At 71.4% G+C, this 18,384-nt stretch carries 29 protein-coding genes; all 29 read left to right on the forward strand.

What is annotated here, in order from left to right:
* Positions 1-13 precede the first annotated feature (13 nt).
* The 29 genes from rplB (at position 14) to rpsM (ending at position 18,329) form a co-directional block, all read left to right on the forward strand.
* Positions 14-850, forward strand: a complete 837-nt coding sequence (rplB, locus tag AB6N23_RS00965; protein ID WP_135973043.1) for a 50S ribosomal protein L2 — start codon at positions 14-16, stop codon at positions 848-850.
* Between the two features lie 12 nt (positions 851-862).
* Positions 863-1,144, forward strand: a complete 282-nt coding sequence (gene rpsS / locus AB6N23_RS00970) for a 30S ribosomal protein S19 (RefSeq protein WP_136519176.1) — start codon at positions 863-865, stop codon at positions 1,142-1,144.
* 53 nt (positions 1,145-1,197) lie between these two features.
* Positions 1,198-1,575 (forward strand): 50S ribosomal protein L22, encoded by a 378-nt coding sequence (rplV, locus tag AB6N23_RS00975; protein WP_135973041.1) that lies wholly within the window; start codon positions 1,198-1,200, stop codon positions 1,573-1,575.
* Positions 1,575-2,411 carry a 30S ribosomal protein S3 gene (gene rpsC, locus AB6N23_RS00980; protein WP_412863887.1) on the forward strand — a complete coding sequence of 279 codons (837 nt, stop codon included), beginning with the start codon at positions 1,575-1,577 and terminating at the stop codon, positions 2,409-2,411. Before rplV ends, rpsC begins: the two co-directional genes overlap by 1 nt.
* A 3-nt stretch (positions 2,412-2,414) precedes the next feature.
* Positions 2,415-2,831, forward strand: a complete 417-nt coding sequence (gene rplP / locus AB6N23_RS00985; protein ID WP_412863889.1) for a 50S ribosomal protein L16 — start codon at positions 2,415-2,417, stop codon at positions 2,829-2,831.
* A complete protein-coding gene (gene rpmC, locus AB6N23_RS00990) occupies positions 2,831-3,067 on the forward strand; it encodes a 50S ribosomal protein L29 (protein ID WP_140457303.1) in 237 nt (78 codons plus the stop codon). Before rplP ends, rpmC begins: the two co-directional genes overlap by 1 nt.
* Positions 3,068-3,074: 7 nt before the next feature.
* On the forward strand, positions 3,075-3,362 hold the full coding sequence (rpsQ, locus tag AB6N23_RS00995; protein WP_378206708.1) for a 30S ribosomal protein S17: 288 nt from the start codon (positions 3,075-3,077) through the stop codon (positions 3,360-3,362).
* Positions 3,363-3,540: 178 nt separating this feature from the next.
* Complete coding sequence (gene rplN, locus AB6N23_RS01000; RefSeq protein ID WP_013770175.1) at positions 3,541-3,909, forward strand: 50S ribosomal protein L14; 369 nt, start codon at positions 3,541-3,543, stop codon at positions 3,907-3,909.
* A 2-nt stretch (positions 3,910-3,911) separates the two neighbouring features.
* Positions 3,912-4,253 (forward strand): 50S ribosomal protein L24, encoded by a 342-nt coding sequence (gene rplX, locus AB6N23_RS01005; RefSeq protein ID WP_378206705.1) that lies wholly within the window; start codon positions 3,912-3,914, stop codon positions 4,251-4,253.
* Positions 4,253-4,825: a 50S ribosomal protein L5 gene (gene rplE, locus AB6N23_RS01010; protein ID WP_378206702.1), complete on the forward strand. Its 573-nt coding sequence runs from the start codon at positions 4,253-4,255 to the stop codon at positions 4,823-4,825. Before rplX ends, rplE begins: the two co-directional genes overlap by 1 nt.
* Position 4,826: 1 nt before the next feature.
* Positions 4,827-5,012, forward strand: coding sequence for a type Z 30S ribosomal protein S14 (locus tag AB6N23_RS01015; RefSeq protein WP_135973034.1), 186 nt, complete (start codon positions 4,827-4,829; stop codon positions 5,010-5,012).
* Between the two features lie 77 nt (positions 5,013-5,089).
* Positions 5,090-5,488, forward strand: a complete 399-nt coding sequence (gene rpsH, locus AB6N23_RS01020; RefSeq protein ID WP_378206697.1) for a 30S ribosomal protein S8 — start codon at positions 5,090-5,092, stop codon at positions 5,486-5,488.
* 24 nt (positions 5,489-5,512) lie between these two features.
* A complete protein-coding gene (gene rplF / locus AB6N23_RS01025) occupies positions 5,513-6,052 on the forward strand; it encodes a 50S ribosomal protein L6 (RefSeq protein WP_378206694.1) in 540 nt (179 codons plus the stop codon).
* Positions 6,053-6,055: 3 nt separating this feature from the next.
* Complete coding sequence (rplR, locus tag AB6N23_RS01030; protein WP_155376666.1) at positions 6,056-6,427, forward strand: 50S ribosomal protein L18; 372 nt, start codon at positions 6,056-6,058, stop codon at positions 6,425-6,427.
* A 34-nt stretch (positions 6,428-6,461) separates the two neighbouring features.
* Positions 6,462-7,103, forward strand: a complete 642-nt coding sequence (gene rpsE, locus AB6N23_RS01035) for a 30S ribosomal protein S5 (RefSeq protein WP_378206689.1) — start codon at positions 6,462-6,464, stop codon at positions 7,101-7,103.
* Entirely contained in the window at positions 7,103-7,285 is a 183-nt protein-coding gene (gene rpmD, locus AB6N23_RS01040; protein ID WP_013117860.1) for a 50S ribosomal protein L30, read from the forward strand. Before rpsE ends, rpmD begins: the two co-directional genes overlap by 1 nt.
* A gap of 2 nt (positions 7,286-7,287) precedes the next feature.
* Positions 7,288-7,959, forward strand: coding sequence for a 50S ribosomal protein L15 (gene rplO, locus AB6N23_RS01045; RefSeq protein WP_412863958.1), 672 nt, complete (start codon positions 7,288-7,290; stop codon positions 7,957-7,959).
* 511 nt (positions 7,960-8,470) lie between these two features.
* Positions 8,471-10,396 carry a prealbumin-like fold domain-containing protein gene (locus AB6N23_RS01050; RefSeq protein WP_412863895.1) on the forward strand — a complete coding sequence of 642 codons (1,926 nt, stop codon included), beginning with the start codon at positions 8,471-8,473 and terminating at the stop codon, positions 10,394-10,396.
* Positions 10,397-10,497: 101 nt separating this feature from the next.
* A complete protein-coding gene (locus AB6N23_RS01055; protein WP_412863897.1) occupies positions 10,498-11,166 on the forward strand; it encodes an alternate-type signal peptide domain-containing protein in 669 nt (222 codons plus the stop codon).
* A gap of 107 nt (positions 11,167-11,273) precedes the next feature.
* Complete coding sequence (locus AB6N23_RS01060) at positions 11,274-11,930, forward strand: signal peptidase I (protein ID WP_412863899.1); 657 nt, start codon at positions 11,274-11,276, stop codon at positions 11,928-11,930.
* Entirely contained in the window at positions 11,927-12,547 is a 621-nt protein-coding gene (locus tag AB6N23_RS01065) for a hypothetical protein (protein ID WP_412863901.1), read from the forward strand. The genes AB6N23_RS01060 and AB6N23_RS01065 overlap by 4 nt, the downstream gene beginning before the upstream one ends.
* Positions 12,544-13,308, forward strand: coding sequence for a hypothetical protein (locus AB6N23_RS01070; protein ID WP_412863903.1), 765 nt, complete (start codon positions 12,544-12,546; stop codon positions 13,306-13,308). The genes AB6N23_RS01065 and AB6N23_RS01070 overlap by 4 nt, the downstream gene beginning before the upstream one ends.
* Positions 13,305-14,141, forward strand: a complete 837-nt coding sequence (locus AB6N23_RS01075; protein ID WP_412863905.1) for a hypothetical protein — start codon at positions 13,305-13,307, stop codon at positions 14,139-14,141. The genes AB6N23_RS01070 and AB6N23_RS01075 overlap by 4 nt, the downstream gene beginning before the upstream one ends.
* Before the next feature lie 227 nt (positions 14,142-14,368).
* The gene (gene secY, locus AB6N23_RS01080; protein WP_378202407.1) at positions 14,369-15,667 is read left to right on the forward strand and encodes a preprotein translocase subunit SecY; all 1,299 of its coding nucleotides are present in this window, start codon (positions 14,369-14,371) and stop codon (positions 15,665-15,667) included.
* Positions 15,664-16,245, forward strand: a complete 582-nt coding sequence (locus tag AB6N23_RS01085) for an adenylate kinase (RefSeq protein ID WP_378202410.1) — start codon at positions 15,664-15,666, stop codon at positions 16,243-16,245. The genes secY and AB6N23_RS01085 overlap by 4 nt, the downstream gene beginning before the upstream one ends.
* 4 nt (positions 16,246-16,249) lie before the next feature.
* On the forward strand, positions 16,250-17,092 hold the full coding sequence (gene map, locus AB6N23_RS01090) for a type I methionyl aminopeptidase (RefSeq protein WP_412863908.1): 843 nt from the start codon (positions 16,250-16,252) through the stop codon (positions 17,090-17,092).
* Positions 17,093-17,376: 284 nt separating this feature from the next.
* Entirely contained in the window at positions 17,377-17,598 is a 222-nt protein-coding gene (infA, locus tag AB6N23_RS01095) for a translation initiation factor IF-1 (RefSeq protein WP_012877432.1), read from the forward strand.
* Positions 17,599-17,663: 65 nt separating this feature from the next.
* Complete coding sequence (gene rpmJ, locus AB6N23_RS01100; RefSeq protein ID WP_013117849.1) at positions 17,664-17,777, forward strand: 50S ribosomal protein L36; 114 nt, start codon at positions 17,664-17,666, stop codon at positions 17,775-17,777.
* 171 nt (positions 17,778-17,948) lie between these two features.
* On the forward strand, positions 17,949-18,329 hold the full coding sequence (gene rpsM / locus AB6N23_RS01105) for a 30S ribosomal protein S13 (RefSeq protein ID WP_378202416.1): 381 nt from the start codon (positions 17,949-17,951) through the stop codon (positions 18,327-18,329).
* The last annotated feature ends 55 nt before the right edge of the window (positions 18,330-18,384 follow it).

An 18,384-nucleotide genomic window follows, 5' to 3' on the forward strand; every position in this document is an offset into this window, starting at 1 on the left:
GATCTGAGGACTCATGGGAATCCGTAAGTACAAGCCGACGACGCCGGGCCGCCGTGGCTCGTCGGTCGCCGACTTCGTCGAGATCACGCGCTCCACGCCGGAGAAGTCGCTGGTCCGCCCGCTGCACAAGACCGGTGGCCGCAACGCCACGGGTCGCGTGACGACCCGCCACCAGGGTGGCGGCCACAAGCGTGCGTACCGCGTCATCGACTTCCGCCGTCACGACAAGGACGGCGTGCCGGCCAAGGTCGCGCACATCGAGTACGACCCGAACCGCACGGCGCGCATCGCGCTGCTGCACTACGCGGACGGCGAGAAGCGCTACATCATCGCGCCGAACAAGCTGTCGCAGGGCGACGTCGTCGAGGCCGGTCCCGGCGCCGACATCAAGCCCGGCAACAACCTGCCGCTGCGCAACATCCCCACGGGTACGGTCATCCACGCCATCGAGCTCCGCCCCGGTGGCGGCGCGAAGATCGCGCGCTCGGCCGGCGCCTCGGTGCAGCTCGTCGCGAAGGACGGCCCGTACGCGCAGCTGCGCATGCCGTCCGGCGAGATCCGCAACGTCGACCTGCGCTGCCGCGCGACGGTCGGCGAGGTCGGCAACGCCGAGCAGTCGAACATCAACTGGGGCAAGGCCGGCCGCATGCGATGGAAGGGCAAGCGCCCCACCGTCCGCGGTGTCGCCATGAACCCGATCGACCACCCGCACGGTGGTGGTGAGGGCAAGACCTCCGGTGGCCGCCACCCGGTGAGCCCGTGGGGTCAGCCCGAGGGTCGTACCCGTCGTCCGAACAAGCCGAGCGACAAGCTCATCGTGCGCCGTCGGCGCACCGGCAAGAAGCGCTGATAGGAGCCCGAGATGCCTCGCAGCCTCAAGAAGGGCCCGTTCGTCGACGACCACCTGCAGAAGAAGGTCGACGCGCAGAACGAGGCCGGCACGAAGAACGTCATCAAGACGTGGTCGCGTCGCTCGATGATCACGCCCGACTTCCTCGGCCACACCTTCGCGGTCCACGACGGCCGCAAGCACACGCCCGTGTTCGTGACGGAGTCGATGGTCGGGCACAAGCTCGGCGAGTTCGCCCCCACGCGGACGTTCCGCGGCCACGAGAAGGACGACCGGAAGGGCCGTCGCCGCTGACCCCCGGTCAGCTGGTGACGCCCTGACGGCAGAGAACAGAGAGCAGGACAGCGATGGAAGCCAAGGCGAAGGCGCGGTTCGTCCGCGTCACGCCCCAGAAGGCCCGCCGCGTCGTGGACCTCATCCGTGGCAAGCAGGCGGCCGAGGCCGTGGCGGTGCTGAAGTTCGCGCCGCAGGCCGCGGCGGAGCCCGTCCTCAAGACGGTGCAGTCCGCGGTCGCGAACGCGGTCGAGGGGGCCAAGCGCAACAGCGAGCGGCTCGACGAGACGAACCTCTACATCTCCGAGGTCTTCGTCGACGAGGGTCCGACGCTCAAGCGGTTCCGGCCTCGCGCGCAGGGTCGCGCGGGTCGCATCCTCAAGCGCACGAGCCACATCACGGTCGTGGTGGCCGAGCGCGAGACGACGAGCACGAAGGGACGGGCCCGCTAGTGGGACAGAAGGTCAACCCGCTCGGGTACCGCCTGGGCATCACGACGGATCACCGCTCGCGCTGGTTCGCCGACTCGACGAAGCCGGGTCAGCGCTACCGCGACTACGTCCGCGAGGACGTCCAGATCCGCAAGCTCATGTCGACGGGCCTCGAGCGCGCCGGCATCGCCAAGGTGGAGATCGAGCGCACGCGTGACCGCGTCCGCGTCGACATCCACACCGCCCGCCCGGGCATCGTCATCGGGCGTCGTGGGGCCGAGGCCGACCGCATCCGCGGCGAGCTCGAGAAGCTCACGGGCAAGCAGGTCCAGCTGAACATCCTCGAGGTCAAGAACGCCGAGATCGAGGCCCAGCTGGTCGCCCAGGGCATCGCCGAGCAGCTCGCGAGCCGCGTGTCGTTCCGCCGCGCCATGCGCAAGGGCATCCAGTCCGCGCAGCGCGCCGGCGCCAAGGGCATCCGTGTCCAGGTCTCCGGCCGCCTCGGTGGCGCGGAGATGAGCCGCACGGAGTTCTACCGCGAGGGTCGTGTGCCGCTGCACACGCTGCGGGCGAACATCGACTACGGCTTCTTCGAGGCCCGCACGACCTTCGGCCGCATCGGCGTGAAGGTGTGGGTCTACAAGGGTGACGTCACCGAGCGCGAGTGGGCGCAGCAGCAGGCCACGCAGGCCCCGCGCCCGTCGCGCGGTCCGCGCGGCGACCGCGGCGACCGTGGTGACCGTGGCCCGCGTGGCGGCGGTCGTCGCCCCGAGCGTCAGGACGCCCCCGCCCCGGCCGCCGAGCAGTCGGCGCCCGCGGCGGACAGCGCGCCCACCGAGTCCGGAACGGAGGCCTGAGCCGTGCTGATCCCGCGCCGGCTGAAGCACCGCAAGCAGCACCACCCGACGCGCCGCGGCGCGTCGACGGGTGGCACGACGATCTCGTTCGGCGAGTACGGCATCCAGGCTCTCGAGCCCGCCTACGTCACGAACCGGCAGATCGAGGCTGCGCGTATCGCCATGACCCGCCACATCAAGCGTGGTGGGAAGGTCTGGATCAACATCTACCCGGACCGTCCCCTCACGAAGAAGCCCGCCGAGACCCGCATGGGTTCCGGCAAGGGCTCGCCCGAGTGGTGGATCTCCAACGTCAAGCCCGGTCGAGTGATGTTCGAGCTCGCCGGCGTCCCGGAGCCGCTGGCCCGTGAGGCCATGCGCCGTGCGATGCACAAGCTCCCGATGAAGACACGTTTCATCGTGCGCGAGGGGGGTAACTGATGGCCATCGGAACCAAGGACCTGGCTCCCAGCGAGCTGGACACCTTCGACGACGAGAAGCTGGTCGCCGAGCTGAAGAAGGCCAAGGAGGAGCTCTTCAACCTCCGCTTCCAGTCGGCGACGGGCCAGCTCGAGAGCCACGGGCGCCTCAAGGCGGTCCGCCGCGACATCGCGCGCATCTACACGATCCTGCGCGAGCGCGAGCTCGGCATCCGTACCGCCCCGAGCGCGGAGTGAGGCCCTGATGACGAAGCACGAGCACACCACCGCCACGACCGACCACCGGGCATACCGCAAGACGCGCCGTGGTTACGTCGTGAGCGACAAGATGGACAAGACCGTCGTGGTCGAGGTCGAGGACCGCGTCAAGCACCCGCTGTACGGCAAGGTCATCCGCCGCACCAGCAAGGTCAAGGCCCACGACGAGCAGAACAGCGCCGGCATCGGCGACCTGGTCGAGATCATGGAGACGCGGCCGCTGTCCGCCACCAAGCGGTGGCGCGTGGTCGAGGTCCTCGAGAAGGCCAAGTAAGACCCGTTCCCGGACCTCCCGGTCCGGCACGCACGACAGTTGCCCGCGACGCGGGCGCGCCCCGCTCGGGGCCGCCCGCGTCGTGTGCACCACGGCAACCATCCGTTCGGCCAGGCTCGGCGGCCGTCCTCCGGGGCGGTGCGGTACGAGAACCCGCCAGACGACAGGAGAGAGCTAGATGATCCAGCAGGAGTCGCGACTGCGTGTCGCCGACAACACGGGTGCCAAGGAGATCCTCTGCATCCGTGTGCTCGGCGGCTCCGGCCGTCGCTACGCCGGTATCGGTGACGTCATCGTCGCCACCGTCAAGGACGCGATCCCCGGCGGCAACGTCAAGAAGGGCGACGTCGTCAAGGCGGTCGTCGTGCGCACCCGCAAGGAGCGCCGGCGTCCCGACGGCTCGTACATCAAGTTCGACGAGAACGCCGCGGTGATCCTCAAGAACGACGGCGAGCCGCGCGGCACCCGCATCTTCGGCCCGGTGGGCCGCGAGCTGCGCGACAAGAAGTTCATGAAGATCATCTCGCTGGCGCCGGAGGTGCTCTGACCATGGCGAAGATCAAGAAGGGCGACCTCGTCGTCGTCATCTCGGGCCGCGACCGCGGCCAGCAGGGGCGTGTCCTCGAGGTCCTCCCGGAGACGCAGCGCGTCGTCGTCGAGGGTGTCCAGCGCGTGCAGAAGCACACGAAGGCCGGCCAGTCGTCCCGCGGCACCCGCACGGGCGGCATCGAGACGATCGAGGCCCCCATCCACATCAGCAACGTGATGCTGGTGGACCCGGAGACCAAGAAGGGCACCCGGGTCGGCTACCGCACCGAGCAGGTCGAGCGCGACGGACGCACGCGCACCGTGCGTGTCCGCGTCGCCAAGCGCTCCGGTAAGGACATCTGATGACCGAGACCACCATCGAGGCCCCGGCCCAGCCGCGCCTCAAGACGCGCTACAACGACGAGATCAAGCCGGCGCTGTTCGAGCAGTTCTCGCACGAGAACATCAACCAGGTCGCGCGGCTCGTCAAGGTCGTCGTGAACATGGGTGTCGGCGACGCCGCCAAGGACTCGAAGCTGATCGAGGGCGCGATCCGCGACCTCACGCAGATCACGGGTCAGAAGCCGCAGGTCACCAAGGCCCGCAAGTCCATCGCGCAGTTCAAGCTGCGCGAGGGCATGCCGATCGGCGCCCACGTGACGCTGCGCGGCGACCGCGCCTGGGAGTTCCTCGACCGCCTGCTGTCGATCGCGCTGCCGCGCATCCGTGACTTCCGCGGTCTGTCCCCGGCCCAGTTCGACGGGCACGGCAACTACACGTTCGGCCTCGTGGAGCAGTCCGTGTTCCACGAGATCGACCAGGACAAGATCGACCGGGTCCGCGGCATGGACATCACCATCGTCACGACCGCCACCACGGACGACGAGGGGCGCGCGTTCCTCAAGCTCCTCGGCTTCCCGTTCAAGGAGAACTGACATGGCGAAGACCGCCCTCATCCACAAGGCGGCCGCGAAGCCGAAGTTCGCGGTCCGTGCCTACACGCGCTGCCAGCGGTGCGGTCGTCCGCACTCGGTGTACCGCAAGTTCGGCCTGTGCCGGATCTGCGTGCGGGAGATGGCCCACCGCGGCGAGCTCCCCGGCGTGACCAAGAGCAGCTGGTAAGTACCACCGGACGTCGGTAGGTCCGCGCCCCCGCCAGCGGGGGCGCGGATACCCCGGCGAGAAAGGGCTGACGCCCGATGACCATGACCGACCCGATCGCAGACTTCCTGACGCGTCTGCGCAACGCGAACTCGGCGCACCACGACACGGTGACGATCCCGTTCTCGAAGCTGAAGAGCCACATCGCCGAGATCCTGCAGGCCGAGGGCTACATCTCCGGCTGGACCGTCGAGGACGCCCCCGTGGGCAAGAACCTCACGATCACGCTGAAGTACGGCCCGAACCGCGAGCGTGCGCTCGCCGGCGTGAAGCGCGTGTCCAAGCCGGGCCTGCGCGTGTACGCCAAGTCGACCAACCTGCCGAAGGTGCTGGGCGGCCTCGGCGTGGCGATCCTGTCCACGTCGTCCGGCCTGCTGACCGACAAGCAGGCCCAGAAGAAGGGTGTGGGCGGGGAAGTCCTCGCCTACGTCTGGTAAGCCCGAGACGAGAGGAGAACAGCCATGTCCCGAATCGGCAGGATCCCCGTCCCGGTGCCGTCCGGTGTCGACGTGACGATCGACGGCCAGCTCGTGACGGTGACGGGTCCCAAGGGGACTCTCACGCACACCATCCCGGCCCCCCTCGCGGTGGACCGTGACGACGCCGGCGCCCTCGTGGTGACGCGTCCCGACGACGAGCGCCTCTCGCGCTCGCTGCACGGCCTCACCCGCACGCTGCTGGCCAACCTGGTCACGGGCGTGACGGAGGGCTACACCAAGAAGCTCGAGATCGTCGGCACCGGTTACCGCGTGACCGCGAAGGGCGACACCCTCGAGTTCGCCCTCGGCTTCAGCCACCCGGTCACGGTCGAGCCCCCCGCGGGCATCGCCTTCGCCGTCGAGACCCCGACGAAGTTCTCGGTCCAGGGCATCGACAAGCAGCAGGTGGGCGAGGTCGCCGCGAACATCCGCAAGATCCGCAAGCCCGAGCCGTACAAGGGCAAGGGCGTGCGGTACGCGGGCGAGAACGTGCGCCGCAAGGTCGGAAAGGCTGGGAAGTAAGCCATGGCGATCAGCATCAAGGGCAAGGGCAAGTCGATCGCCCGTCGCCGCCGCCACCTGCGTCTGCGCAAGAAGGTCGTCGGCACCGCCGCTCGTCCGCGCCTCGTCGTGACCCGCTCCGCGCGGCACATCACGGCCCAGGTCGTCGACGACGGCATCGGTCAGACCGTGGCCTCGGCCTCGACGCTCGAGGCGGACCTGCGGGGCGCCGAGGGCGACAAGACGGCGAAGGCGCGCAAGGTCGGCGAGCTCGTCGCCGCGCGTGCGAAGGCGGCCGGCGTCGAGTCGGTCGTGTTCGACCGCGGCGGCAACAAGTACCACGGCCGTGTGGCCGCGGTCGCCGACGGCGCCCGTGAGGGCGGTCTGGCCCTGTGACGACGAACTCCGCATCGAAGAAGAGGACTTTCTGATGGCTGCTCCTCAGCGCAGCAACACCGGTGCCGGCGGCACCGGCGGCGACCGCCGAGACGGCGGCCGTCGTGACGGCGGGCGGCGCGGTGACGCCGCCGAGAAGAGCGCGTTCGTCGAGCGCGTCGTGACGATCAACCGTGTCGCGAAGGTCGTCAAGGGCGGCCGTCGCTTCAGCTTCACCGCGCTCGTCGTGGTGGGCGACGGTGACGGCACGGTCGGCGTCGGCTACGGCAAGGCCAAGGAGGTGCCCGCGGCGATCGCCAAGGGTGTCGAGGAGGCGAAGAAGAACTTCTTCCGCGTCCCCCGCATCCAGGGCACCATCCCGCACCCCGTCCAGGGCGAGAAGGCCGCGGGCGTCGTGTTCCTGCGCCCCGCGTCCCCGGGTACCGGTGTGATCGCCGGCGGTCCGGTGCGTGCGGTGCTCGAGTGCGCCGGCATCCACGACGTGCTCAGCAAGTCGCTCGGGTCGTCCAACGCGATCAACATCGTGCACGCCACGGTCGAGGCCCTGCGCTCCCTCGAGGAGCCCGAGGCCGTGGCCGCCCGTCGTGGGCTGGCCCTCGACCACGTCGCCCCGGCCTCCCTCCTGCGTGCGCAGGCGGAGGGTCGCGCGGCGGCAGCTGCGAAGGTGGGTGCGTGATGGCCCGTCTCAAGGTGACCCAGACCCGGTCCGCCATCGGCGGCAAGCAGAACCAGCGCGACACGCTGCGCACCCTGGGCCTGAAGCGGATCGGCGACGTCGTCGTCAAGGAGGACCGCCCCGAGATCCGCGGCATGGTCAAGACGGTGACGCACCTCGTCGCGGTCGAGGAGGTCGAGTGACCATGGCCGACGACAAGAAGAAGGCCGACGACACGGCCGTGGAGTCGACGGAGGAGGCCCCCAAGGCCGCCGCCAAGAAGACCCCGGCGAAGAAGGCTCCGGCGAAGGCCGCGACGACCGAGGCCGCTGCGGCCGAGGAGAAGCCGAAGGCGACCCGCAAGCCGGCCGCCACGAAGGCCGCCGCGGAGGAGCCGAAGGCCACGACGGGTGGCGCGACCACCGAGGGTGCCGGCGGCACGCTCAAGGTCCACCACCTGCGTCCGGCCCCCGGCGCCAAGACCGCCAAGACCCGCGTGGGTCGTGGTGAGGCGTCGAAGGGCAAGACCGCGGGTCGCGGCACCAAGGGCACCAAGGCCCGCTACCAGGTGCCGTCGGCCTTCGAGGGCGGGCAGATGCCGATGCACATGCGGCTGCCCAAGCTCCGTGGCTTCAAGAACCCGTTCCGCGTCGAGTACCAGGTCGTGAACCTGGACAAGATCGCGGCGCTGTACCCGCAGGGTGGCGACGTCACCGTCGCCGACCTGGTCGCCAAGGGCGCGGTCCGCAAGGGCCAGCCCGTCAAGGTGCTCGGCACCGGCGAGCTGACGGTCAAGGTCTCCCTCGCGGTGGACGCGTACTCCGCGTCCGCCAAGGAGAAGATCGAGGCCGCCGGCGGCAGCGTGGCGCAGGGCTGACGCCCTCGTAGCAGTAGGACCCCTGAAGCGGGCGGTCCCGGGAGTGATCCCGGGACCGCCCGCTTCGGCGTACCGGGTTTGAGCCGATGCATGGGTATGCGGCACACTGCATCGAAGCGTTTGTGCGGTGTGGCGCGCGTCGGTGTAGCGTGCCGCCACGTTGTGATGCGGGTCATGATCGGCGGAGGAATGGCCGGCCTGGTGAGCGATGACGCTCCTGGACGAACGTTCATGTCGCCGAGTAAGAACCAGTCACGACCTAGCCCGTCCGCGCCACCGTCGTGTGACCGCGCTCCCATCGCCTAGGACTTTCCACCCGGCGAATCGCCCTCAGTGTCGTGATCGTCGCCCGTCGTCCTGATCGTCTTTGTTGGACACGCGTCCTGCTCCTGGCTGACTAGAGGAACCAGAGACGGGGCGACCTCGACGAGATCGCTCGAACCGCCTCCGGTCGTCGAACAGACCAGGGGGCAGGGCCATGCGGCAGGACACGACGAGCAGGCGGCGCGCGATGCGCCGCAGCTCCGTGCTCGTGGCGCTCGGCATGGCCCTGGGCGCGGTCGTCGCGCCGGTCGCGCAGGTGGCGACGGCGACGCCGGCGGCGGCGGCCACGACCCCGATGAGTTCCGTCGAGGCCAGTCTCACCGGTCACCGAGGCACCAACGGCAGCAACGTGGACGACGGGACGACAGCGGCGAACTGCGTGCGGTTCGCCGGGCCGACCACCACGGGCGGCACCGGGTGGAGCACGGGCGAGGTAGCTGCTGCTCACGGCGCGCAGCGCATCGACACGCAGAGGCGCAGCCGCAACAGCTGGTTCAGCGCGTGGGGCCCGTGGGGCGCGATCCAGCAGGGGAACACGTTCCGGTGCCCGTCCACGATCGGCCGGGGCTTCATCGGCGACGGCTCGCAGAGTGACCTCTTCGGCAACGAGGAGACGCGAGAGGTCAGCCAGGGTCAGAGCGTCCTCGGTCTCACGCCGTCCCCGGCAGGCACCGTCACCACGGGCGGTCCCTTCCTCCTGGCGACGCTCCGTCACTACAACAACCCCATCACGTCGGGTGCCAACTACTTCGAGGGCACGAGCGGCTTCCGGTTCAACCTGGGCGCCACTCCTGTCCTGATCAGCTCGAGCTACCGTCTGCACGAGACGCCCAACGCGAGCAACCCCTCGACGGACCGGGCGAGCGATGACATCGTCCTGTTCAACGGGCTCGTCGGTCCGCGGGCGGTCACCGTCAACGGCCTCTCGTACAGGCTGACGGTCGACGGGTTCACGACGATGACCACGGGCTCGACGGCGTGCGGCGGCACCCCCAGCGGCTCCTTCTCCAACCAGGTCCAGACGGTCGAGCAGACCACTACGGTCGCGTGCCTGTGGGCGCGTCTCGACGTGGTCCGCGACCTCCAGGTCGTCAACGTCACGCAGTCGGCCGGTGCGCAACCGGCAGCGGTCCCTGCGATGGCGTTCGCCTCCACGAGCACGGTGCCCGGCACGTTCTGGGCGACCGGCAAGACCCTCACGCCGTCGTCGACCGTGGCGCCGAACAACAGCTCCAGCGCCATCGGCAGCGTGCAGAGCGGTGAGACGGTCACCATCTCCAAGCCGGCGCTCCAGCCGGGCTGGGAGCTGACCAGCGTGGCGTGCCTCGACGGGACGACGCCGGTGGCGGCGGAGGTCGCGCAGTTCTCGACGGCGACCGGCCGACTCACCGTCAACGAGCTCCCCGCCCCGCCGACGGGAAGCACGGCGCCCGTCGTCTGCACCTTCGTCCACACCTACGTCGCGCCGACGACCCTCACGCTGATCAGCACCACCACGACGGGCACCACGACCGCAGCCGCGGCCGGCTGGGGTTTCACCGTCCGCGAGGGCACGACCGTGCTCGCGACCGGCACCACGGCAGGGTCCCCGGCGAAGCTCGACGTCACCTCGCTCGGCTCGCTCGCCGCGAACCGCACGGTGACCGTCGCGGAGACGGTGCCCGCCGGGTACGTCGTCGACAAGATGACGTGCACGAGCACGAAGCCGGGCTCGACGCCGGTGGTCACGGCCAACCCCGTGCAGCTGCCGCTCGAGCGGGGGTGGAGCTACACCTGCACCGCCGACAACCTGACGACCGGCGTGACCGTCACCAAGGAGGCGTTCGCGGACGCTGCGCGCACCCAGGCGCTTCCCACGGGGGCGCAGCGCACGGCCGGCACGACCGTCTACTGGCGCTACACCGTCCGGAACACCGGCCAGGCGACGCTCGCCCGGGTCCGGCTCCAGGACGACGTCACGGCGACCACGAACGCGACGGCCACGACGCCCGCCGCCTCCACCTCGGGCCGCACCACGATCACCTGCCCCGGCCTCCCCGCCGCGCAGGTGGTGACGATCGCCTCGATCGCGCCCGGCGCATCGGTGGTCTGCACCGCCTCCGGCGTGATGTGACCCCCTCGACCTTCCTTCCCTCGATCCACACAACCCACGGGACGCCCGCCCGGACGCCCCATGACTCGCCTCCGGGCGGACCTCCTCAGAAAGGCACGACCATGAACAACAAGACCAAGGGCATCATCGCCGGCGCCGCCGGCATCGCACTCCTCGCCGGTGGCGCGACGTTCGCGACGTGGTCCGACACGGTGAACGTGGGCGGCGGCGAGATCGAGTCCGGCAAGCTGGACGTGGCGATCGTCAACACCCCGCAGTGGTTCGACGTGTCGGCCGACCGCGCCGACGGCACGGCCGCCGCGACGCCGGTCACGCAGCTCCGTGGCCACCAGGTCGACCTGAGCTCGTGGAAGATCGTCCCCGGCGACGCGGTCGAGGCGACCTACGCGTTCGACGTCGCGCTCGAGGGTGACAACCTCGCCGCACAGCTCCGCCTGGCGAACATCAACGCCCTCGCGACCAACGGCGGCACCGCCACCTACAAGGTCTACACGGCCGACGCCACGTCCCCGACCGGCTACCGGGACATCTCCGCGTCCGTCACGGCGGGCGGCGTGCTGACGTTCGTCGGCGCGGACGCGGGCACGGGCCTGAAGAACCCCAGCAACATCACGGTGAACGCGGACGCCACGGCCGACGTGTACGTCGTCGTCACCGTCGGGTTCGACGCGAACCTGCAGGAGAACCAGAACGCGATCGTCGCGGCCATGAACGGTGTCGGCGTGAGCCTGACGCAGGTCCGCGGCGCGGCGGACGTCGCCGGCTTCTGATCCACCCCGTGCGGTGGGCCGGGCACCACGCCCGGCCCACCGCACGACCGCAGGCGGCCCACCGCCTGCACCGCACGGCACGACCACACGCAGCAGGGGAGACCACGATGACCGCCACGCGCCCCACGAGGGACGGCTGGTTCGCCGGTGTCCTCTCGGCCGTCACGACCGCCCTGCTGCTCGTGGTGCTGGCGCTCGCGGTCGCCCTCGCGGTCGTGCCGCGCGCGCTCGACGGCGCCGCGCTGACGGTGCTCACCGGCTCCATGGTGCCCACCTACGACCCGGGTGACGTGGTCGTGGTCCGCGGCGTCAAGGACGCCCAGGCGGAGGTCCAGGTCGGGGACGTCATCTCGTTCCAGCCGCTGCCCGACGACCCGACCCTCGTCACCCACCGTGTGGTCGAGGTCCGCTCCACCACCGACGGCCCGCGCTGGGTCACCCGCGGCGACGCCAACGGCGCCGACGACGAGCCCCTGCAGGCCAAGCAGATCAAGGCGGAGGTCGTCTACCACGTGCCCTACGTCGGGCACGCGACGCTCGCGGTGGGGCAGCACCGCTCGACCGTCGTCATCGGCGCGGCGATCGCGCTGTTCGCCTACGGTGCCTTCATGGTCCTGCGCCCCGAGCGCACGCCCGCCGCCGAGGAGCCCGCCGTCGACGAGCCCGCCGTCGACGAGCCGGTGCCCGCCCTGACGGAGCCGGGGATCGCGGAGCAGCGGACGTCCGACGAGGCGCCCGTCGCGGCGCCGGGGGCGGCGCGATGACCGCCCGCCGCCGCCTCGCCCTGCTCGCCACGGGTCTCGTCGTCCTCGCCGGCGTCTCCGCGGGCCTCACCTACGCCTTCTGGTCGACCGAGGCGTCCGCGTCGGTCGGCATCGTGCGCTCCGGCAACCTCGACCTGCAGCTGGTCGGCGCGCCCACGTACACCGAGACGAGCCCGGGCGTGACGCCCCACGGCATCGCGCTGCGGAACGACGGCCGCACCATCGAGCACCTGGCCACGCCCGGCGACGGGTTCGTCATGTCGCAGCAGTTCCGAGCGCTCCTCGACGGCGACAACATCCGCGCCCGGATGACCGTGACCTGGGAGACGCCGCCGTCGTTCCCGACAGGCGTCTCGGGCACGTACCGGGTGACGTCGTCGACGGGCGCGAGCAGCGGCGAGACGCCGCTCGGCACCGCTCTGACCCTGCCCGGCACGCCGGCCAACATCTCCGCGCCGAGCAGCACGTGGACCCTCACCGTGACCCTGACCTGGGGCGGCCAGGACGTCGTCGTGCAGGGCGCACCCACCGCGACCACCCCGACGACGTACGCCGACCTCGGCCGGTTCCACGTCGACCTGCGGCAGGTCCGCGACGGCGACGGGTTCCGCTCGTGACGGCCCCGGACGGCACCGTCCCCTCGGCGACGACCGACGGCGAGGGAGCCCGGCCGCGCCGTCGGCGTCTGCGCGGCCTCGTCGTCGCCGCGGTGGCCGTCGCGCTCGCCGTCGGCACCGGCATCACCGCCGGGAGCACCGTCGCGCTGTGGCGCGACCGCGAGACCTTCAGCGTCCGGATGCCCGCCGGCGTCGTGGCGTTCGGCGCCCGCACCGTCACGGCGCCCGCCACCGCGACGGACTGGGCGACCGGCACCGGCGACCCCGTCGAGGCCGTGTTCGGGCCCGGCCAGGCGGCGACGCTCTACGACACCGGGTCCGCCGCCGTCCTCTTCCAGGTGGACTCGCTGGCGCAGGGCCACCGCGGTCTGCGCTACACCGTCACACCGACGGTGTCGGGCGGTGTCTTCGGCGCCGCGACGCTGCGCCTGTTCACGGTGACGAGCCCGGCGCTCTGCGTGCCGGGCGCGACCGGCACCCCGGCGACCGCCTCCACGCCCTGGCAGCCCGGGTACAGCACGGCCACCGCGCTGCGGGCGGAGTACTGGTGCCTCGTCGCGACCTTCGACAAGGTCCGGGGTGCGTACGCCAACACCGCGTCGGTGGTCGGCGACGTGCAGACGTCCACCGGCACGGTGACCGACGCCGTGCGGGCGCAGGCGAGCTGGGCGGCGCAGGTCCTCAAGGCGATCAACCCGGCGACCGAGCCCGCGCACCGCCTGACGTTCCGGTACGAGACCTTCCGAGGTCCGACGCCGTGAGCGCGGCCCGACGCGTCGGCGCGGTCGCCCTCCTCGCGGTGGCGCTCCAGCTGGGCGCCCCCGCAGCGGCGCGCGCCGCGGCGTACGACGACGCCCTCGCGACCGCGTGGGACGGCCCGACGGTGCACCTCGCGTGGGACGGCACCACGTACGCGAGCAGCACGACGTCGTTCGTCGGTTCCCAGGTCGCCGTCCCCGGCGACGTCGCGGGGCGGACCCTCACGGTCCGCAACGACGGTCCCACCGACGCGATGCTGCGCGGCTGGGTCACCGACGTGCGGCTCCTCGACCCCGACGCCCCCGACCTGGACCCCTGGACGGGTGCGTCCCTCGGCGACTTCTACTCCGACCTCACGCTCGCCTGGCGCACGGCGTCAGACGACGGCTCCGCCTCGTTCCGGGCGCTGGCCGCGCGTGAGCGCACGCCGGTCGTGGAGGTGCCGCTCGCGCGGGGTGCGTCGACGCAGGTCACGGTCGTGTCGGCCTTCCCGGTGGAGGCGACGTCGGGCAACGGGGCGAACGTCGCGCCGCGCGAGGCGCGGTTCTCGGTGCTGCTCGAGCTCGCCGGCCGGCCGGGCGCCGGGCCGGGGGAGCCGACGGCCGCGCCCACCGGCGACCCCGGCCCGGCACCGACCCCCGGAGGCGCCGGCTCGGACGGCCGCGGGGGCCCGGTGGCGGCGACCGGCGCGACCGGCAGCGGCGTCGCCGTGGCGACGGACCCGCTGGCCACCACCGGTGCGGAGGCCCTGCGCCTCGCGCTCGTCGCGGTGACGGCGGTCGGCGCCGGCGGGCTGCTGCTCGGCGCGGTGCGGCGGCGGCGCGAGGAGCGGTGACGCGGACGCCGTGACGGCGGACGCGGTACGGGTATCCTCGGGGACGCTCTGCGGCATCGCTGCCGCGGGCCGGCCGGGTACGGGGCCGTCATGGGTCCCGCCGTCGGACGTCCGTCCCGGGCACGTGCCGGGGTGACTGGACGTTCGGGGTAGTGTGGCGCGCGGTCTTCGCCGCGGCGCGGCGGCAACGGGTCGGTCTCGCCGGCCTCATTCCAGCAGGAGGACAGGTGCTCAGCGCATTCGCACGGGCGTTCCGGACGCCCGACCTGCGGCGCAAGCTGCTCTTCACCATCGGCATCATCGTGGTGTTCCGCATCGGTTCGTTCCTGCCGACGCCGGGTGTCAGCTACCCGAACGTCCAGGCGTGCATCGACCAGACGGCCGACGCCAACGACCTGCTCGGGCTGGTGAACCTGCTCAGCGGCGGTGCGCTGCTGCAGCTGTCGGTGTTCTCGCTCGGGATCATGCCGTACATCACCGCGAGCATCATCATCCAGCTGCTCCGCGTGGTGATCCCGAAGTTCGAGGAGCTGCACAAGGAGGGGCAGTCCGGCACCGCGAAGCTGACGCAGTACACGCGGTACCTGACCATCGGCCTCGCCGTCCTGCAGTCGACGACGATCATCACGTTCGCGCGCAGCGGCAACCTGTTCCCGGGCTGCTCGGTCGACGTCATCCCCGACGACTCGCCGCTGGTCCTGCTCATCATGGTCATCGCCATGACCGCCGGTACCGGCCTGGTCATGTGGCTCGGCGAGCTCATCACCGAGCGCGGCGTCGGCAACGGCATGTCGCTGCTCATCTTCGTCTCGATCGCGGCGACCTTCCCCGGCGCGATGTGGTCCATCGCGGGCGGCGCCGGCGGCGTCGGCAAGTTCATCGTCGTCATGGCGATCGTCGTGCTCGTCATCGGCCTGGTCGTGTTCGTCGAGCAGTCGCAGCGGCGCATCCCGGTGCAGTACGCCAAGCGCATGGTCGGCCGCCGCATGTACGGCGGCTCGAGCACCTACATCCCGATCAAGATCAACATGGCCGGCATCATCCCGGTCATCTTCGCGTCGTCGCTGCTCGCCATCCCCGCGCTGATCGCGCAGTTCGGCGACGCGACGGCCGGCTGGGTGCAGTGGATCAGCGTGTACATCGCGGACCCCGAGGCGCCGCTGCACATCGCCATCTACATCCTGCTGATCATCTTCTTCTGCTACTTCTACACGGCGATCACGTTCAACCCCGACGAGGTCGCGGACAACATGAAGAAGTACGGCGGCTTCATCCCGGGCATCCGCGCCGGACGCCCGACGGCCGAGTACCTCGACTACGTCATCACGCGCATCACCGCACCGGGCTCGATCTACCTGGCGCTCGTCGCCCTGATCCCGACGATCGCGTTCATCGTCCTCGACGTCGGCTCGAACATCCCGTTCGGCGGCGCGTCGATCCTCATCGTGGTCGGCGTCGGCCTCGAGACGGTGAAGCAGATCGAGTCGCAGCTGCAGCAGCGCCACTACGAAGGGTTCCTCCGTTGAGCGCACGTCTCGTCCTGCTCGGCCCGCCCGGAGCGGGCAAGGGCACGCAGGCCGCCCGTCTCGCCGAGCAGCTCGGCGTGCCGGCGATCTCGACCGGCGACATCTTCCGCGCCAACATCAAGGGCGGCACGGAGCTGGGCCGCAAGGTCCAGGACATCACCGCCTCCGGCGCCCTCGTGCCGGACGAGCTGACGAACGAGCTGGTCCGCGACCGGCTCGCGCAGGCGGACGCCGTCGACGGGTTCCTCCTCGACGGCTACCCGCGGAACGTCGCGCAGGTCGCCGCGCTCGACGAGATGCTCGCCGCGGCGGGCGTCGGCATCGACGCGGCCGTCGAGCTGACGGTCGACCCGCAGGTCGTCGTCGACCGGCTGACCAGGCGCGCCGCGATCGAGGGCCGCGCGGACGACACGGAGGACGTCATCCGCCACCGGCTCGACGTCTACGCCGAGCAGACCGCGCCCATCGCGCAGGTGTACGCGGCGCGCGACCTGCTGGTGCAGGTCGACGGGCTCGGCGAGGTCGACGAGGTCACGCAGCGGCTGCTCGACGCGCTGCGGGCCGCGCAGTCCGCCTGAGCGCATGTTCGGCCGCGAGCGGATCGAGTACAAGACGCCCGAGCAGGTCGCCGTCATGCGGCGCGCCGGGCTGGTCGTCGCGGACGCGCTCGACGCCGTCCGTGCGCGCGTCGCGCCGGGCGTGACCACGGCCGACCTCGACGCCGTCGCGGAGGACGTCATCCACCGCGCCGGCGCGACGCCGTCGTTCCTCGGGTACCACGGGTACCCCGCCTCGCTGTGCGTGTCGGTCAACGAGGAGATCGTGCACGGCATCCCCGGTGCCCGGGTGCTGCAGCCGGGTGACGTGGTCTCCGTCGACTGCGGGGCGGTCGTCGACGGCTGGCACGGCGACTCCGCCTTCTCGGTCGTCGTCGGCGACGGCGACCCGCACGACCACGAGCTCGTCACCACCACCGAGGACGCTCTGTGGGCCGGCATCGCCGCCCTCGCGCGCGCCGACCGGCTCGGCGCGGTGGGGGAGGCCGTCGAGGAGGTCGTCGAGGCGGCGACGGCCGCCGGCCGGAACGGCGGCACGCCGTTCGGGATCGTCGAGGACTACGTCGGGCACGGCATCGGCACCGCGATGCACCAGCCGCCCGACGTGCCGAACTACCGCACGCGCGACCGCGGGGCCAAGGTCCGGCCGGGCCTCTGCGTCGCCGTCGAGCCGATGCTCGTGCGGGGTGCCGAGGCCAACCACACGCTCGCGGACGACTGGACCGTCGTCACCGACGACGGGTCACGGGCGGCGCACTGGGAGCACACCGTCGCCGTGCTCGAGGACGGCATCGTCGTGCTCACCGCGCGGGACGGGGGAGCCGAGCGCCTCGGCGCGCTGGGCGTGCAGGTCGCGTCGCTGGCCTGACGCCGGCCGCGCCGCGCCGGGACCGGGGGCGACGGGATCGGACCCGCGCGGACCGGCCCCGACCGCCGTGCGACCGGCCAGCCGGGGACCTCCGCCGGCCGTCCTCCGGAGCCGTCACGATCGTGCGCCGGATGGCGTATAGTTGCCGGTTGGTTGTGTGCGCCGTCCGGACGGACGGGCCGCGCGCGCCGTCCACACTCTCGGCGAGAGGTCCGGCCAGGCCGGGCCTCGCGGCAGCGCGTGGTCACAGCACAGCACGAGAAGAACGACAGTTAGCGGAGGACATGGCCAAGAAGGACGGCGTCATCGAGATCGAGGGCAGCGTGATCGAGGCGCTCCCCAACGCGATGTTCCGCGTGGAGCTCGCGAACGGCCACAAGGTGCTCGCCCACATCTCGGGCAAGATGCGTCAGCACTACATCCGGATCCTCCCCGAGGACCGGGTGGTCGTCGAGCTCAGCCCGTACGACCTGTCCCGCGGGCGCATCGTCTACCGCTACAAGTAACCCACCCCATCGACACGCCGTCGGCCGAGCCCACCGGGCACCGCACGGCGGCGGAGGAACACGCGATGAAGGTCAAGCCGAGCGTCAAGAAGATCTGCGACAAGTGCAAGGTGATCCGCCGGCACGGTCGCGTCCAGGTGATCTGCGAGAACCTGCGCCACAAGCAGCGCCAGGGCTGAGCAGCCACCTGAACCACCCGGCCCGCTAGGGCCAGCAAGCGCACCGCCGCTCCGTGAGCGGGCCCTCGGGCCCCGCGCACGGCGAACCCCCGGCTCGGAGGCCGGGGCCCGCGAACCACACGCGGGAGGACGGTGCGGCAGACCTCCGAGGCACTACAGGAGCCACCAGGCATGGCACGTCTCATCGGTGTCGACCTCCCCCGCGAGAAGCGGGTCGAGATCGCGCTCACCTACATCTTCGGGGTCGGCCGCACGCGTGCGCAGCAGACCCTCGCCGCCACGGGCATCAGCCCGGACGCCCGGGTCAAGGACCTCGGCGACGCCGAGCTGGTCGCGCTGCGCGACTACCTCGAGGGCAACTACAAGCTCGAGGGTGACCTGCGCCGCGAGGTCGCCGCCGACATCCGCCGCAAGGTGGAGATCGGCAGCTACGAGGGCCTGCGTCACCGCCGCGGCCTCCCGGTGCGCGGTCAGCGCACCAAGACCAACGCGCGTACCCGCAAGGGCCCGAAGCGCACCGTCGCCGGCAAGAAGAAGGCCGGGCGCAAGTAAGGCGCCGGGCTGGTCGCGCCCGCCGCTGACCGCCCCGCCGTCGGCCCACCGACCC

Origin of the sequence: Cellulomonas pasadenensis (assembly GCF_047229365.1) — a bacterium.
Classification (GTDB): Bacteria; Actinomycetota; Actinomycetes; order Actinomycetales; family Cellulomonadaceae; genus Cellulomonas.